At 39.7% G+C, this 16,044-nt stretch carries 13 protein-coding genes; 9 read left to right on the forward strand and 4 right to left on the reverse strand.

Features of this window, described 5'->3' with window-relative positions; all coding sequences use genetic code 11:
• Positions 1–102: 102 nt before the first annotated feature.
• The 3 genes from MWU82_RS09905 to MWU82_RS09915 all read right to left on the reverse strand — a co-directional run bounded on the left by MWU82_RS09905 (position 103) and on the right by MWU82_RS09915 (position 3,944).
• Complete coding sequence (locus MWU82_RS09905; RefSeq protein WP_215947496.1) at positions 103–1,377, reverse strand: DEAD/DEAH box helicase; 1,275 nt, start codon at positions 1,375–1,377, stop codon at positions 103–105.
• 70 nt (positions 1,378–1,447) lie between these two features.
• The gene (locus MWU82_RS09910; protein ID WP_247096251.1) at positions 1,448–3,004 is read right to left on the reverse strand and encodes an FAD-dependent protein; all 1,557 of its coding nucleotides are present in this window, start codon (positions 3,002–3,004) and stop codon (positions 1,448–1,450) included.
• A gap of 73 nt (positions 3,005–3,077) precedes the next feature.
• Positions 3,078–3,944, reverse strand: a complete 867-nt coding sequence (locus MWU82_RS09915; RefSeq protein ID WP_215947494.1) for an AraC family transcriptional regulator — start codon at positions 3,942–3,944, stop codon at positions 3,078–3,080.
• 195 nt (positions 3,945–4,139) lie between these two features.
• Between MWU82_RS09915 and MWU82_RS09920 the strand changes: the two genes are divergently transcribed.
• The 9 genes from MWU82_RS09920 to MWU82_RS09960 all read left to right on the forward strand — a co-directional run bounded on the left by MWU82_RS09920 (position 4,140) and on the right by MWU82_RS09960 (position 14,570).
• On the forward strand, positions 4,140–7,646 hold the full coding sequence (locus MWU82_RS09920; RefSeq protein WP_247096252.1) for a PVC-type heme-binding CxxCH protein: 3,507 nt from the start codon (positions 4,140–4,142) through the stop codon (positions 7,644–7,646).
• Between the two features lie 83 nt (positions 7,647–7,729).
• Complete coding sequence (locus MWU82_RS09925; protein ID WP_247096253.1) at positions 7,730–8,587, forward strand: sugar phosphate isomerase/epimerase; 858 nt, start codon at positions 7,730–7,732, stop codon at positions 8,585–8,587.
• Positions 8,588–8,599: 12 nt separating this feature from the next.
• Positions 8,600–9,733, forward strand: a complete 1,134-nt coding sequence (locus MWU82_RS09930) for a Gfo/Idh/MocA family oxidoreductase (protein ID WP_247096254.1) — start codon at positions 8,600–8,602, stop codon at positions 9,731–9,733.
• 1,336 nt (positions 9,734–11,069) lie between these two features.
• On the forward strand, positions 11,070–11,327 hold the full coding sequence (locus MWU82_RS09935; RefSeq protein ID WP_247096255.1) for a hypothetical protein: 258 nt from the start codon (positions 11,070–11,072) through the stop codon (positions 11,325–11,327).
• Between the two features lie 52 nt (positions 11,328–11,379).
• Positions 11,380–12,717 carry a 2TM domain-containing protein gene (locus MWU82_RS09940; RefSeq protein WP_247096256.1) on the forward strand — a complete coding sequence of 446 codons (1,338 nt, stop codon included), beginning with the start codon at positions 11,380–11,382 and terminating at the stop codon, positions 12,715–12,717.
• Positions 12,718–12,807: 90 nt separating this feature from the next.
• On the forward strand, positions 12,808–13,110 hold the full coding sequence (locus tag MWU82_RS09945; RefSeq protein WP_215947489.1) for a 2TM domain-containing protein: 303 nt from the start codon (positions 12,808–12,810) through the stop codon (positions 13,108–13,110).
• Entirely contained in the window at positions 13,110–13,439 is a 330-nt protein-coding gene (locus tag MWU82_RS09950) for a 2TM domain-containing protein (RefSeq protein WP_215947488.1), read from the forward strand. The genes MWU82_RS09945 and MWU82_RS09950 overlap by 1 nt, the downstream gene beginning before the upstream one ends.
• A 5-nt stretch (positions 13,440–13,444) precedes the next feature.
• Positions 13,445–13,762 carry a 2TM domain-containing protein gene (locus MWU82_RS09955; RefSeq protein WP_247096257.1) on the forward strand — a complete coding sequence of 106 codons (318 nt, stop codon included), beginning with the start codon at positions 13,445–13,447 and terminating at the stop codon, positions 13,760–13,762.
• A 52-nt stretch (positions 13,763–13,814) separates the two neighbouring features.
• Entirely contained in the window at positions 13,815–14,570 is a 756-nt protein-coding gene (locus MWU82_RS09960; protein ID WP_247096258.1) for a LytTR family DNA-binding domain-containing protein, read from the forward strand.
• Between the two features lie 91 nt (positions 14,571–14,661).
• On the opposite strand, the gene MWU82_RS09965 is transcribed toward MWU82_RS09960, so the two are convergent.
• Positions 14,662–15,849 (reverse strand): LETM1-related biofilm-associated protein, encoded by a 1,188-nt coding sequence (locus MWU82_RS09965; RefSeq protein WP_247096259.1) that lies wholly within the window; start codon positions 15,847–15,849, stop codon positions 14,662–14,664.
• Positions 15,850–16,044 lie beyond the last annotated feature (195 nt).

Raw genomic sequence — 16,044 nt, forward strand, 5'->3', positions numbered from 1 at the left:
TCCTTTAAAAGAATAAATATCCTGAATTTTTTAAATACCTACTAATCCTTTGGGGTATATATCATTAAAATAAAAGAAAAAAGGGAACTGATTTTTTTAAAATCAATCCCTTTTTGGTCTATTATTCCTGTTTCTGTTACGGTTGTTATTTCTACCGCCTCTAGGATTGGAGTGTCCAGTCCTTTGTTTTTGTCTATTATTGTGATGTTTTTTCTCTTCCAAGGGTATCTCTTCCGATCCATCATCCACATAAGGGTGGTCCGTAATAACGGGTACCTGCTGGTTAATTAATTTTTGAATATCCTTAAGGTAAGGTCGTTCTTCAGCATCACAAAATGATAGTGCAACCCCACTGGCGCTTGCCCTTCCTGTTCTACCTATTCGGTGTACATAAGTTTCCGGAACGTTGGGCAGGTCGTAATTGATTACCAATGAAAGTTCTTCAACGTCTATTCCTCTAGCCGCAATATCGGTTGCGATTAGGACCTTTAATTCCCCATCTTTAAAATCGCCCAGAGCTTTTTGACGTGCATTCTGCGATTTATTGCCGTGAATGGCATCTGCCTTTATATCGGCCTTGGCCAATTGTTTTACTATTTTGTTGGCACCGTGCTTGGTACGGGAAAAAACAAGGGCGGAATCATTTGGATCTTTTTCCAAAAGATGGATCAGGAGGCTGGGTTTATTTTTTTTGGTAACAAAATAAACGCCCTGTTCTACTTTTTCCGCTGTGGCTTGCTGAGGTTTTATGGTAACGCGTTCAAAATCTCCCAATATTTTCTTTGAGAGTTCCACTATGGCAGGTGGCATGGTAGCGGAAAAGAAAAGGGATTGTCGATTTTCCGGTAGTTTGGCAATTATCTTTTTAATATCATGGATAAAGCCCATGTCCAACATTTGATCGGCCTCGTCCAATACGGCATATTTAATATCCTTTAAAGAAATAAAGCCTTGGTTCATTAGGTCTAATAACCTTCCTGGAGTAGCTATAAGTACATCTACACCCTTTCTAAGGGCATCCGTTTGTCTTCCCTGTTTAATACCACCGAAAATAACGGTGTTTTTTATTCCTGTGAATCGTGAATATGAGGTGAAATTTTCCCCAATCTGTATGGCCAACTCCCGTGTAGGAGTTACCACCAAGGTTCTTATTTTTCGCTGTTGTTGATTGGCTTCCCTATCCATCACCAATTGTTGTATGATGGGTATGGAAAATGCTGCCGTTTTGCCGGTTCCTGTTTGTGCGCAACCCAATAGATCCTTTCCTTTTAGTAATATGGGTATGGATTTTTCTTGTATTGGGGTTGGATTTGTATAGCCTTCAGCCGTCAAGGCTTTTAGGATAGGCTCTATAATACCTAATTCTTTGAATGTCATGTAGTATGTAAAATAAGCGGCAAAGGTAGGGGATTAGTTTGGATAAACCGTTTAAATGCAAAAATAGACCTTAGAATCCAGCTGCAGCGGCCTCTGCACATCGTTCCCCGTCCATAGCTGCCGATACAATGCCCCCAGCGTAACCTCCACCTTCCCCACAGGGAAAAAGTCCTTTTATTTCCGGATGTTCCAATTTTTCATTTCTTGGAATATTAACAGGGGAGGAGGTCCTCGATTCCACCCCCACCACATTGGCCTCCGAAGTGTAATAGCCCTTCATTTTTTCCCCAAAGGCGGTAAAACCCGAGCGCAGCCTGCTGCCAATCAGTTTGGGTAAAAGCGAATGCAGAGGAGCGGATTTTAAACCTGGTTGATAAGAGGTTGGATTCAGATCGTTGGACAATTTGCCTTCCACAAAGTCGGTAAGTCGCTGTGCAGGCGCAGTTTGTGTCCGCCCACCTGAAGTAAAAGCCAATCGCTCCAAATCCTTTTGATATTCAAGGCCCTTCAATGCGCCATGGTGCTCATATTTGTGAATATCGAGATCTACATTTATTTCCACAACTATACCGGAATTGGCGAATAGGTTATTTCTTTTGGAAGGGGACATACCGTTGACGACTACTTCTCCCGGCGATGTTGCTGCGGGAACAATAAATCCGCCAGGGCACATACAGAACGAGTATACGCCCCTGTCCTTCACCTGTTCTACCAGACTGTAGGAAGCAGCTGGTAGCAATTCGTTGCGTTGCCCTTTACAGTGGTATTGAATACTATCTATAATATGTTGAGGGTGTTCTACCCGGACACCCATGGCAAATGATTTGGCCTGTATTGCAATTTTTTTGTTGTTCAATAAATAGTATATATCCCTTGCAGAATGCCCAGTAGCCAAAATAATCCTGTCAGCAGGCATTTCGGAACCATCTTGCAAAACAATGGCCTTTATGGCGTTATTGGCAATGGTGAAATCGACCACCTTGGTTTGAAAGTGTATTTCACCACCATATTTAATAATGGTTTCCCTTATGTTTTGCACTAGCTTGGGCAATTTGTTGGTGCCTATATGGGGGTGTGCGTCTATAAGTATTTGTTCAGTTGCGCCGTGAAAGACCAAATTTTCAAAAATTCGCCGTACATCTCCTCTTTTAAGACTTCGGGTGTACAACTTGCCATCGGAATAAGTACCGGCACCTCCTTCTCCAAAGCAATAATTGGAGTCCTCATTTACTATATGATCCCTATTGATGGCCTTTAGGTCTCGTCTACGATCTTTTACATTTTTGCCCCTTTCAAGGACTATGGGCCTATATCCCAATTCGATACAGCGCAGAGCGGCGTACATTCCGGCGGGTCCAAAACCTATGATATGTATTTTTTTTGCTTTGGAAACATCCTTGTAATCAAAGTTGTACTCCTTGTTTTTAGGAGCAGGTTCATTGATGTAAACCGAAACCTTATAATTGAAGTAAATGGTGGATTTACGGGCATCGATCGATTTCCTAAGTACGTTTACCATTGAAATTTCCTCCATTGGAATTCCCAAATATTTTGAAGCTTTCTTTCTTAGGATATCATCTACCGATTCTTCCAATAAAGTGGTCCTGAGCTGAATGTTTCTTACCATAGCGCAAAATTACTTTAATTAAAGTAATTATTTATTCAAAAAAACACGACCAGCCATTGTGTTCTAGGTTTGTTTATGAGCTATACTCCTTTTTATAGGACAACGGGGTTCTCTTGGTAATTGCCTTGAACTGTTTGTTGAAATTGGATAGCGTTTGAAAGCCGCTCTCATAGCATGCCTCGCCAATATTCATTTTATTTTCGATCAGTAATTTACAGGCATGGCCAATTCTAATTTCACTTAAAAATTCGGAAAAGGTCTTATTGGCATGGATCTTAAAGTATCTGCTAAAGGAGGTAGGGGTCATATTGGCCAAAGAGGCAACCGTGCCCAATTCTATCTTGTCTTTGAAATTCTTCATCACATAGGCGTGTACATTATTCATCCTTTCCGTATCCCCTTCCTTTAAAGAGTTGGTATAGCCAGGACTGGCCAGTATGGTGTTTTCGGTGGTATTGGCAAGGCAGTTTAGAATTTTAAACAATTCCAAAACACTTTCCATTCCTTCAAGATGTATAAGGTTTTTGATCATGACGCGAATGGTATCTGCGGTTTTGCCCATAACATCCAGGCCTCGCAAGCTCTTTTGGAATAACTGCCTTAATTTGATCATTTCTTCCTTTTGCAATAGACTCTGGCCAATGAAATCGTCGTGAAAGTAAACTACGATTCCCTCGGACCATAAATTTTCCTCAACAGCGTACCCTTCATTATCGCTACGCCACATATGAGGTAAATTTGGTCCTGTAAAGGTTATATCCCCTTCCTTAAAATGTTTTACGTGGTCACCAATAAAGCGGGTGCCACTACCTTTTAAAACCATAAACAGTTGATATTCCGGATGGAAATGCCAAATAGGGTCAAAATTGGGCTGTCTCAACAATTTGGCCACAAAGGCATGGGAATTGGGAATGGGCGATTTTTGTAATGCAGATTTCACTTATGGGCAAGGATTTAATTATTCATAAATATAGTGGCCAATCCTAGTTATACATCTACAATCTTGTAGTTATTTGTCAATAAATATAAGTAAAATTCATATTCAATGGTATAATACAGTCAATTGTAGATAACATCGAGGATTCTTTGTGCTGTATTAATTGTTATAATTGTTGAACATAAATACAACTAAATCATGAAAACCATACAGGCCCGTATTTTTTGTTTGTTTATCACTATCATTACTCTTTCAGGTTGTAATTCTTTCGAAAAGAAAAAAAAAGACGACCAGCCAAGACGTGTGGAAATGTTGTTCCTAGGGCATGCCCTAGAGCACCATAATTCAAGGGTATATATGCCTATTTTGGCCTCAGCCTTAACCAAAAGTGGTATAAACATTACCTATACGGAAGAGGTGGAAGACCTTAATCCAGAAAATTTAGCGCTTTATGATGGAGTAATAATTTACGCCAATCATGAAAATAGGTTTCCAGAACAGGAAAAAGCCTTGCTGGATTATGTTGCAGCAGGCCATGCATTTGTACCTATTCATTGTGCTAGTTTTTGTTTTAACGAGTCCGAACAATATGTGGACCTTGTGGGTGGACAATTTAAAACCCACGGCAAGGATACTTTTACGGCCAAAATTATTGATAAGTCGCACCCCATCATGCAAAAGTTTGAAGAATTCTCCACATGGGACGAAACCTATGTTCATGATAAATTGGCCAGTGATATTACCGTTTTGATGGAAAGGGTGGAAGGGGAACATCATGAACCATGGACTTGGGTAAAGCAATTTGGTAAAGGGAAGGTATTCTATACAGCTTACGGACATGATGAACGAACTTGGAGTAAACCCGGATTTCATAATCTCATAAAAGAGGGTATTTTATGGGCAGTGGCCGACCGGGTAAAAAAGAATTGGGAAGAATTTGCCAAAGACATACCAACCCTGGAATATAAGGAAATGGCCAATATCCCCAATTATGAGAAAAGGGATCCTGCACCTAAATATCAAATGCCTTTAACGCCGGAGGAATCGGCAAAATTAATCCAGGTCCCAAGTGGGTTTAAGTTGGAGCTGTTTGCTTCGGAACCCAATATTATTAACCCTATAGCTATGAATTGGGATGAAAAAGGTAGGCTATGGGTAATAGAGACCGTAGACTATCCTAATACGGTGCGCGACGATAAAGGCTCGGGAGACGACAGAATAAAAATATGTGAAGACACCGATGGGGATGGCAAAGCGGACAAGTTTACCGTATTCGCCGAAAAATTAAATATCCCTACCAGTTTTACTTTTGTAAATGGGGGTATTTTGGTTTCCCAGGCACCGTATTTTTTATTTTTAAAGGATACGGATGGAGATGACAAGGCAGATGTAAAGGAAGTTGTAATCGATGGATGGGGTGTATTCGATACCCACGCCGGGCCATCGAACCTTCAGCGTGGTATAGACAACAATATCTATGGTGTAGTGGGTTATTCAGGATTTAATGGAAATATTTCGGGTGAAAACTTCGAATTTGGTCAAGGAATATATCGTTTCAATAGCGACTTTGGCAATTTTGAATTTTTGACCAATACGAGTAACAATACTTGGGGATTGGGGATAACTGAGGATAATTCCATTTTTGCTTCCACAGCCAATAATACCCATAGTGTTTTTATGGGCATACCCAATAAGAGCTTAAAAGATGTGGCAGGTATTTCCTTGAAGGGGAGTGTAAAAATAGACGGCCATTACGCCATGTTGCCTATTACCCAAAACGTTCGGCAAGTTGATGTTTTTGGAGGCTTTACGGCTGCCGCAGGACACCATTTTTACACCGCCAGGAGCTTTCCAAAACAGTATTGGAACAAGTATGCCTTTGTGTGCGAACCCACGGGAGGGGTAGTGCATATTGCTAAAATTGAAAAAGATGGTGCTGGGTATTTGGAAAAGGATGGTGGCAATTTAATAGCTAGTTCGGATGAATGGTTTTCCCCGGTGGAGGCGAAAGTAGGTCCGGACGGTGCAGTTTGGGTATTGGATTGGTATAATTTTATCATTCAACATAATCCCACGCCCAATGTAGATAGAGGGGGCTATGATGCTGTGAACGGACTAGGGAATGCCTATGAAAATCCCTTACGTGATAAATCCAAGGGACGTATTTGGCGCATTTTTCCTCTAGATAGTGAGGACAAAAAATCCGTTACCTTGGATAAGGGCGATTCAAAAGGCTTGGTAAAAGCCCTTTCCAATGATAATATGTTTTGGAGAATGACCGCCCAGCGTTTATTGGTTGAAAATGGAAATACCGATATTGTGCCAAATCTTATCAAATTGGTTAAGAACACGGAATTGGACGCTTTGGGGCTTAACCCGGGCGCCTTGCATGCCTTATGGACTCTTAATGGACTTGCTGTTGTTTCTTCCAATGCCGAAGCTATGGAGGCAATGAAGAGCGCCTTAAAGCATCCATCAGGAGCGGTTAGAAAAGCCGCCATTCAGATCTTGCCAAAAAATGAAACTGTAGATGCGTTGCTATTGGAATCCAATTTGTTGACAGATCAGGATCCTCAGGTGCAATTGGCAGCACTTATATATTTTTCAGAAAGGGAGCCTAGTGCTGAAATTGGGAGTCGATTGTTTGAGTTGAGTAAGAACGAACCTGTTGTGGCCGATGATTGGTTGGCAAAGGCTCTTTACGTAGCCGGTAGCAAGCATCATCAAGGATTTATCACTGCCTTCATGGCTTCCAATCCTAATTTTGAAATAGGATCTTCGGTTAAAGATCAAAGACAAGCCGTAGGGGTGGATGATTCCAAGTGGGAAACAATGCTCCTTCCACAGCTTATAGAAGATGCTGGGTTGCAGATGGATGGTGTAATTTGGTTCCGCAAAAATGTTGATGTTCCATCCAACAGAGTTGGTAAGTCGGGTACTATTTCTTTAGGACCCATTGATGATTCTGACAAGGTGTATATCAATGGTACGTTGGTTGGGGGAACCGAGAAGGATTATCGGGCCAATAGGGTGTATCAAATTCCATCAGGGATTTTGAAAGCAGGTAAAAATTCCATAGCCGTCCGGGTAGAGGATACTGGCGGTGGCGGAGGGATCTGGGGCAAAAAAGAACAAATGTTTTTAAAGACAGGCCAATATCAGGTCTCGTTGGCCGGGGATTGGAAATATGAAGTTGAATTGGATTTCTCGAAGGCTGCACAGAACCTCTTTTCAGATAAGTCGCTAGCGGAACAATTGGTGGAAACCTATATAAATGAGGTTGAATTAGGTGCTGATAATAGTTTGTCCCGTAATTCGCATGCCATTGTTGTTAATGTCAAGACTATTAAAAACGAAATGAAATACGACCTAACCGAATTTGTGGTAGAAGCGGGAAAGGCGGTTGAGCTAGTTTTTGAGAATACGGATTTTATGCAGCACAACCTGGTAATTACCAAAGCCGGTGAAAAGGAAAAAGTAGGTATGGCAGCCGATAAATTGGCTATGGAACCCAATGGAGCAGAGAAAAATTATGTTCCAGACATGGCTGAAGTACTATATGCCACCGCCATTATTAACCCTGAAGAAAAGGTTGTCTTAAAATTTACAGCTCCCGAAGAACCAGGGGATTATCCTTTTATCTGCACCTTTCCCGGCCATTGGCGAATTATGCAAGGGGTTATGAAGGTAGTCAAGGCAAAATAGATGGTATAATGGCCTAAAATTTATTAGGTATACTATTGTATGGTAAACTATTACTATAACTTATTTAAAGTAATTATTCTATAATGACAAATGATATAAAATACGGTGTAAGCACCTGGCTTTGGGAGTCACCTTTTAATACACAATCCATTGCCCTGTTCCCTAAAATTAAAAAGATGGGGTATGATTTGGTGGAAATCCCAGTGGAGGATCCGGAACTTATCAATGGGCAAATTGTAAAAAAAGCATTGAAAGACAATGGGCTGCAAGCGGTTGTTTGTGGAGCCTTTGGGCCAACAAAAGATCTGACCCATAAGGATACCGCAGTACATCAAAATTGCTTCAACTACATAGAAAAGTGTTTTCAACTATGTAATCTATGGGAAGTAGATTTTTTGGCTGGACCCATGTATGCTGCCGTAGGTAAGGCTCGAATGCTTCCAGGGGAAGAGCGCAAACGGGAGTGGTGCCTAGCGGTAAGCAATGTTGCCAAGGTTTGTGCCATGGCCCAGGATTATGGGGTGTCCGTAGCCTTGGAACCGTTAAACCGTTTTGAGTCGGACATGATCAACACGGCGGAAGATGTAATGCGTTTTATTGCAGATGTTAACCACGGTTGTGCTAAAGTTTTACTAGATGGTTTTCATATGACCATTGAGGAAAAGAATATTGCAGAAGCCATAAAGACTGTAGGTGACAAGTTGGTGCATGTGCAGGTTTCTGAGAACCACAGGGGAATTCCTGGTACCGGATTAACACCTTGGGCTGATTTTGCAGATGGCTTAAGGGCTATTGACTATAAAGGGGCTATCGTCATCGAAAGTTTTACTCCGGAGATCAAAGAGTTGGCTGGAGCCGTGTGCATTTGGAAAAATTTGGCCGAGAGTCAGGACGAATTCGCCTCCCAAGGGATTGATTTTTTAAAAAGGACATTTAATTAAATATAGAAAAAGATGAGCAGTAAGAAAGTAAACATCGCCATTGTAGGCTTGGGATTTGGAGCGGAATTCATCCCTATCTACCAAAAGCACCCAAGCGCCAATTTGGTGGCTGTATCCCAAAGGAATCCAGATAAACTAAAACAGTTGGCCGATGCGTTCAATATCGAAAAAAGATATACTTCCTATGATGAATTATTGCTGGATCCGGAAATAGATGCGGTACATATCAACACACCTATTCCAGATCATGGTATACAGTCCATTAAAGCGTTAAGGGCAGGGAAACATGTAGCTTGTACCGTACCCATGGCAACTTCGGTAGAAGAATGCGAGGAAATTGTACGCTTAACGGAAGAAACAGGACTCGCCTATATGATGATGGAAACCGTGGTCTACGCCAGGGAGTTTCTGTTTATGAAGGAGTTGTACGAAAAAGGCGAGCTGGGCAAGGTGCAGTTTTTAAAAGCAAGCCATCAGCAGGATATGGACGGATGGCCCAATTATTGGCCGGGTTTGCCGCCAATGCACTACGCTACACATTGTGTAGGGCCTGTTCTGGGCCTTTTGAGAGGCGAAGCTGAATACGTTTCCTGTTTTGGGTCGGGAACTATACGGGAGGAGTTAATACCGCATTACAACTCACCATTTGCAGTGGAGACCACGCATATTAAATTTCGGAATTCCGATCTAAGCGCTCAGGTATATCGTTCGCTATTTGATGTAGCCAGACAATACAGGGAAAGCTTTGAGGTGTATGGTTCGAAGAAATCGGTAGAGTGGCCCCTTATCGAAGGAAAGCCATTGGTGGTGCACACGGCCAAAAAACCGGAACCTGAAATTCCGGAGGAAGTGGAAAGCCCGGATTTCGCAAAATTATTGCCGAAGGAAATACAACACTTTACGACCCAGGGCGTGTATGATTCAGAAGAGCATCAACATCTTTCATTTACACAGGGGGCTGGTCATGGGGGCTCCCATCCACATTTGGTGCACGAATTTGTAAATGCCCTGATTCAGAATAAAGCGCCATACCCCAATGCCAAACAGTCCGCCAATATTACCTGTGTTGGGATCCTGGCACATGAGTCGGCCCTAAAAGGGGGCGAGATAATAAAGTTGCCAGAGTTTACTTTTTTAGGTAAATAGTTTATTTACAATTTTTTAAAAAGTGAAATATAAAGTTCTGTTTTAAGTTCAATGAGGGGTGTTGAAGAGATTTTTTTTGGGAAGGAATTTTGTTTTGAGTTAATCTTTTTTCAAAAAAAGCGTTATTTATTTGAAAATAATCACTAAATTTAATATTCATAAGTAAGACTTAAAAAATAAGTTATTTGGTAAAAAGCCTATTTTTTAACTTTTAAAAGAGGACGTAGGGGTGCGTCCTCTTTTTTATTTTAAGGATTTACATCTCTTCTGGGAATAAAATTCTGGATCATGCTTATTTGTTGTGTTTCTTCAAAAATTAGGATGAACATAATATTTTGTGTTTTTTGATTTTAGCTTTATTTATTGGGCAAAATCGAATGAAATTATTGTTAAAATTATTCTTTCATTTTCTTTGCTTGTCCAAAGAAAACGAAACAAAAGAAAAGACCCTTCTTCACTAGGTGGCCCCTAAAATCTTGGGGTTTTATGGACCGCTGCCATGGCCTAAATTATCTCCAAGGCTTCAATAATTCTTAACGGCCATGACATCTCCACTACGGAAGAAGACCAACCAGACCATAGGCTTTGAAGACAATGTTCGATAGCATTAAATTAATGATAATGATTTATCTACATTATTTAGGTTTACGGAACATAGGAACGGCCTATTATCAATTTCGTTTTAAACCAAGCGGTTTCCGCGTTGGGTGTTGGTAGCCGTCCAAAGAGCATTTCACCCAAGTGAAAGCGGTCTGGACGATGCGGCCGTGGAAAGTGCGTAGATTTAAAGAAATTTAAAATCAGCCTAGCGTTTTTTGGTTCGTTTTTTGGGCGATGCAAAAAATGAACAGAACACAAACTCTGGGCAAGTCTATCCTATCTTTTTCTAATTCACACACAGCTTTTAGGATTGATCCAAAATTCTCCTAACTTGTATTAGCTGGCGTTGTAATATTGCTGTCCGTTCTATCGGTGTCGATTAATGGGTGGAACCTCCTGTTTTGTGGTACCAACTACCCTTCTGTAAGTATTAATCTATGTAGTGGGCAAATACAGAATTACGGTTTGAGTTAATTTTTTTTCAAAAAAGAGCTTTTCGTAGGAGAATAAATGTTAATTTTAACATTCATAAGTTAAGACTTGAAAAATACGTTTTGTTATACGAAACTATTTTTTAAAACTTCAAAAGAGGACGTAGGGGTGCGTCCTCTTTTATATTTATGGTCATTTTATCTCCAGCTCATCCCATTAAATCTACAATTCGGTAGATTCAATTTTCCTGCCTTTTTTATTTAAGTCACATTTGCCCAATGAAAAACTCACTTAAAATTGAGCTATGCATAAAGTCATATTGATAATCCTGGCAACCGTCGTCAATGAATTGGCGGCGGCTCATAATGAAAGTGAATTAGTAGATAATTGCACTTTTTATACTGTAAATCAATGCAGTAATGAATCTAAAGTGATGCCGGAAATATTTGCGGCGGAATCTTTGTACAGTAAACAGGGTGTCCGTTATGTTACAGTAGATCTTGAACCGTCGTGGAAACTTTTTGCTAACTTTAAGCCGGGTGCCTTCCATATGTGTCGATAACGGAGGGATGAATTTCCGGGATTATGTTAAAATGGATTACAAATAAGACTTAATGATGCGGTTTATTAAACATATAGGAAATGCACTGTTTATAGGTACATTGTTATATTTTGTGTTTCTCGCTGTTTTCTTTTTTATGGGAGAATTCGATGGCGGCTTTAGTGTTGAGCGGGCTTTTCAGGAGTATTACGCCAATATGATTTTTGCTGTAATCCTTTATATGGTGAATGCGTATTGGATTCAATTTCTTATAATTAAATATGGGCAGCAGATATACAGGGGGAAACGCTTGTTATTTGCGATTTCCGGCAACATTGCGTTCTCCTTGGCGGGGATATTCCTCTCCCGTTTAATTCTTAGGGTAGGGATTGGAAAAATGCCTCCGTTGGATTTTTTGGCAAATGAGGAGCCAGGGCAATACAAAGTTTCGCTGTTTTTGGCGATTTTAATTTCTGCACTGTTTTATTTGGCTTGGTACTTTAAACATCGGCAGGAGAACAAGGTAAAGGAGCAGAAAATAATTGCAGGTACTGCCTCTGCCAAGTTCGATGCCCTTAAAAATCAATTGGATCCACATTTTTTGTTCAATAGTTTAAACGTGCTTACCAGTTTAATTGAGGAGGATCCCCTTCAAGCTCAAAAATTCACAACTTCCCTTTCAAAGGTATATCGATATGTATTGGAGCAGAAGAACAAAGACTTGGTGACCGTGGACGAAGAACTTGCCTTTGCTGAAACTTATGTAAGGTTGTTGAAAATGAGATTTGAGGATAGTATAGTTTTTGATATCCCTGGGAAATGCAGTGATGCCGAGGCAAAAATAGTTCCCTTGTCCCTACAGCTCTTGTTGGAAAATGCGGTTAAGCATAACGTGGTAACGGTTGCAAGACCCTTGCGGATACGCGTATATGAGGAAGGGGGTATGCTTTGTGTATCGAATAATCTACAGGAGAAGCAGGTCGTTAAAAAAAGTAGTGGGGTTGGGCTCAGGAATATACAGGAACGTTACCAAATGTTGTCCAGTAGGGAGGTTCAGGTCAATAAATCTGCTTCGGAATTTACGGTCAAGCTCCCAATACTAACGGAAAGAATAGGGATTAAGGAAACGCATGAAACATTTTTAGAGGACAAACGCTATCAAAAAGCCAAAGAACAGGTAGAGGCGATTAAGGGGTTTTATGGCAATCTAATATCCTATTGTGTAGTATTGCCCTTATTGGCTATACTCAATTATAACACTACGAGTTTTCCATGGGTACTTTTCCCTGCTGTTGGATGGGGATTTGGTGTAGCGCTTCATGGTATGGAAGTTTTTGGTTACAATCCGCTCTTAGGGAAAAACTGGGAGGAAAGGAAAATTCAGAAGTATATGGAAGATGAAGATTTTTAGGGTTACGGTCCATCCTATAAAATCAACATTTCAGGATCTTATTTTTGAAAAATACTATACAGGTCACGAATTTTGAATAAAAATCAAATAATGGAAAATATAGATAAGGAAAACAAATATTTCAGGGCCAAAGAAAGGGTTGGTGCCATTAAGAAGTTTTATATGAGCCTAATGTCCTATTTTGTTTTTATCGGGTTTCTGGCGGCCCTTAACTACTGGACCAATCAATGGCGGTACCCCTGGTTTCTTTGGGCGGCCTTTGGTTGGGGAATTGGCTTGGTGTTTCATGCCGTAAAGGTTTTTGGTTTGAACCCTTTCTTTGGAAAGAACTGGGAAGAACGGAAAATTCAAGAGTATATGCAGGAGGATGAAAGAAAAAACAGGTGGAAATAATGGATATTGATAAGCAAAATAAATTGGAGCGCGCCAAAAAACACGTAGCGGAATTAAAGGGGTTTTATGTTCATCTTGTGGTATATCTTGCTGTAAATGTATTTATTACAACGGCTAAGATTATAGGTGACATCAGCAATGGCGATTCCTTTCTGGAGGCATTTTGGGACTTTGAAACTTTTGCAGTGTGGTTGTTTTGGGGCGTAGGTTTACTGTTTCATGGCTTAAAGGTTTTTTCTTATAATCCATTTTTCAACAAGGATTGGGAAGAAAGGCAGATCCAAAGATACATGGAGAAAGAGAAACGGGAAGTTGAAAAATACAAATAGCGCAAATGGATAGGAATAACTTGGAAAAGTACATTAAGGCTAAAAAGCGAGTGGATAATCTTAAAAATTTTTACGCACATATTGCTATTTATCTGGTTATGAATGCTCTTCTTTTGATTTTTAAAGGAAGGCTCCTTGATTTTTTTACCGCCAACGGAGTTGAGGATCAGGGTTTTTTAAATTGGATGGAATGGAATATGGTTCTTATTCCAGTTATTTGGGGGGTGATCCTCGTGGTGGCCGGAGTTTATTTTCTGAAATTGAAACCTGGATTTTTTAGGAAGTGGGAGGAAAGGCAGATGCGGAAATACATGGAGGAATAAGAAGATAATATAGTGCCATAGCAATCAAACAAAAACCAATTAGCCAATTAAAATGAATGCAATCATTATTGAAGATGAAAAACCGGCCGCAAGAAGATTAGGTCGATTATTGACCAATTTGAAGGTAGGGGTGTCCACTATGCTCCATTCTGTTGAGGAGGCCATTATTTGGTTTCGGGAAAACAATCATCCAGATTTAATTTTTTTGGATATTCAGCTTTCGGACGGATTATCGTTTGAGATCTTCGAGGCCGTTGATATACAAAGTTCGGTAATTTTCACTACTGCATATGATGAATATGCGTTGCAGGCATTTAAGTTGAATAGCATCGATTATTTGTTGAAACCCATAGATGATGAAGAGTTGGAAATTGCCGTAAAAAAGTACCTTGTTTTTAGGCCTGAAAAACAGAAAATGACCCTCGATTTTGAAGACATAAAAAAGTTGTTGGTAAACCCTTTGGAGCGGGAGTACAAAAAGAGGTTTACCGTGAGGGTAGGGCAGCATCTAAAAATTATCAATGCAGAGGAGATAGAATGTTTCTACAGTGACAAAAAAGGTACCTATGCAGCCACTATCGATGGTAGAAATTATCTATTGGATCTTACCCTGGAAAACTTGGAATCGGAACTTCACCCCAACTCCTTTTTTAGGGTGAGCAGAAAGTTCTACGTGAACATAAGTCATATAAAAGATATTGTTTCTTACACCAATTCTAGGTTGGAAATCAAATTAAACCGCTATAATGAACAAGAAATAATAGTAAGTAGGGAAAGAGTGAAAGACTTTAAGTTATGGTTGGAGTAAGTGTATTTAAATAATTGATTTTAAGTATATTAAAGTTGAAAATAATCAATTATAGGTTTTTCTTATAGTAGTGTTTTTGAGCAATTTTGGGCTATTCTTCAACCCTGTTGTCGTCAAAAGAGGAAGGTAGTAGTTTCGGGATTAATTTAATGAATATGGGTAATAAAACTGCTCCGCCGGGAAGTATGAAAATGGCTAGCGAAGGAATACTTTTAAAAATATCAACGAGTTGATTTTGCACTTTTTTCTTCTCTTCCGGGCTAAGATCCTTCACCGTTGATTTGGATAATAGGGTAACCAATTCCTTACTTTCAGAAAGTTCCTTTTGTAGACGTTTGCTATTTCTGAGGATAAGTTTGTTTACTATTTTGGACATGCTATCGTAAAATTGGACAGCTAAATTGTGGTCCTTCAGATGGGGTATTTTGTCGGCATTCAATTGAAAAAATCCGGTAACATCCTGTAGCGATTTTGCTATTTCATTTTGGTCAAAACCAAGGTCCCTGCCCAAGCCAAAAATAAAGTCGGATTCGGTGTAATCCAATGACTGGTCTTCCCATACCGTTAAGCAGGCAACATCCAGAAAATACCTATTTTCCGAACCGGAATATTTGTTGACCAATTCATCTCTATAGGAGCCATCAAAATCCTGTTTTACGCTTTCAATAAAGGTCAGCGAGGAGGCAAAAAGTTGCGCCAGTTTTTCGTCACTCTTATTTTTCTCTTTGGAATTTAAGGTATGATATGTAACATTTATGGTGATATGTTCCAGGCGTTGGGCATATTCCTTTATTGAAGTTTCACCTTCAAGATATCTTTTAAAGCTTAGAACATCTATAAAAAGCAACGAATTGGTTATGATGTTATTGAAGGTCTTACTTATTACATTGTCCTCTAGGTAGATTCTTGAGTTCAAAAGGTTTTCCAGTTTGGAAGACGTTTTTTTACCCGTAAGAAATTTGTTCAAAAATGAAATTCTGTTAATCCCCAAATCTTTATAGAACTTAAAGATGTAACCAAGGAAAGCTTCGAAATTGGGTTCGTTGTTTTTAAGCTTGTAGGTGAAATAGAGTGCGGTTATTAAATTGATCTTGGCTTTTTCATCCTCGGACAAGGGAACCTCTCTAATTATAAATGGGGGTATATCCAGATTAATCCCATAAACAAATCCGGTACTCTTGAGTAGGGCATATAATTCTTCAAAGGAGTTAAAATAGTCGTTATTGTCCTTTACCAGATACCCAAACTTATCTATCCAACCGGTGGCAGAAGGGTTCATAGATTCAAATATTAGTGGGTAAAATTAAATTAAAATATGGGACTTCATTCTTATTGGAACTGTTTTTTCGGTAAAAGGCATTTTTAATCATCAACATAAAATCTGATCTATGATGAAGGTTGTCATCACCTAAACTTTGTTCTTAGGGAAATTTTTTATTGAATTTTGTTTGATATTAGGTGGTGGAAGGCAGAG

The organism is Arenibacter sp. S6351L (assembly GCF_023016025.1).
Classification (GTDB): domain Bacteria; phylum Bacteroidota; class Bacteroidia; order Flavobacteriales; family Flavobacteriaceae; genus Arenibacter; species Arenibacter algicola_B.

Bases quoted from the DNA above. Each gene is read 5' to 3' on its own strand.
- MWU82_RS09910 (WP_247096251.1), bottom strand. From the start codon at position 3,004: ATGGTAAGAAACATTCAGCTCAGGACCACTTTATTGGAAGAATCGGTA.
- MWU82_RS09950 (WP_215947488.1), top strand. From the start codon at position 13,110: ATGGATATTGATAAGCAAAATAAATTGGAGCGCGCCAAAAAACACGTA.
- MWU82_RS09935 (WP_247096255.1), top strand. From the start codon at position 11,070: ATGCATAAAGTCATATTGATAATCCTGGCAACCGTCGTCAATGAATTG.
- MWU82_RS09920 (WP_247096252.1), top strand. From the start codon at position 4,140: ATGAAAACCATACAGGCCCGTATTTTTTGTTTGTTTATCACTATCATT.
- MWU82_RS09930 (WP_247096254.1), top strand. From the start codon at position 8,600: ATGAGCAGTAAGAAAGTAAACATCGCCATTGTAGGCTTGGGATTTGGA.
- MWU82_RS09955 (WP_247096257.1), top strand. From the start codon at position 13,445: ATGGATAGGAATAACTTGGAAAAGTACATTAAGGCTAAAAAGCGAGTG.
- MWU82_RS09960 (WP_247096258.1), top strand. From the start codon at position 13,815: ATGAATGCAATCATTATTGAAGATGAAAAACCGGCCGCAAGAAGATTA.
- MWU82_RS09925 (WP_247096253.1), top strand. From the start codon at position 7,730: ATGACAAATGATATAAAATACGGTGTAAGCACCTGGCTTTGGGAGTCA.
- MWU82_RS09940 (WP_247096256.1), top strand. From the start codon at position 11,380: ATGATGCGGTTTATTAAACATATAGGAAATGCACTGTTTATAGGTACA.
- MWU82_RS09945 (WP_215947489.1), top strand. From the start codon at position 12,808: ATGGAAAATATAGATAAGGAAAACAAATATTTCAGGGCCAAAGAAAGG.
- MWU82_RS09905 (WP_215947496.1), bottom strand. From the start codon at position 1,377: ATGACATTCAAAGAATTAGGTATTATAGAGCCTATCCTAAAAGCCTTG.
- MWU82_RS09965 (WP_247096259.1), bottom strand. From the start codon at position 15,849: ATGAACCCTTCTGCCACCGGTTGGATAGATAAGTTTGGGTATCTGGTA.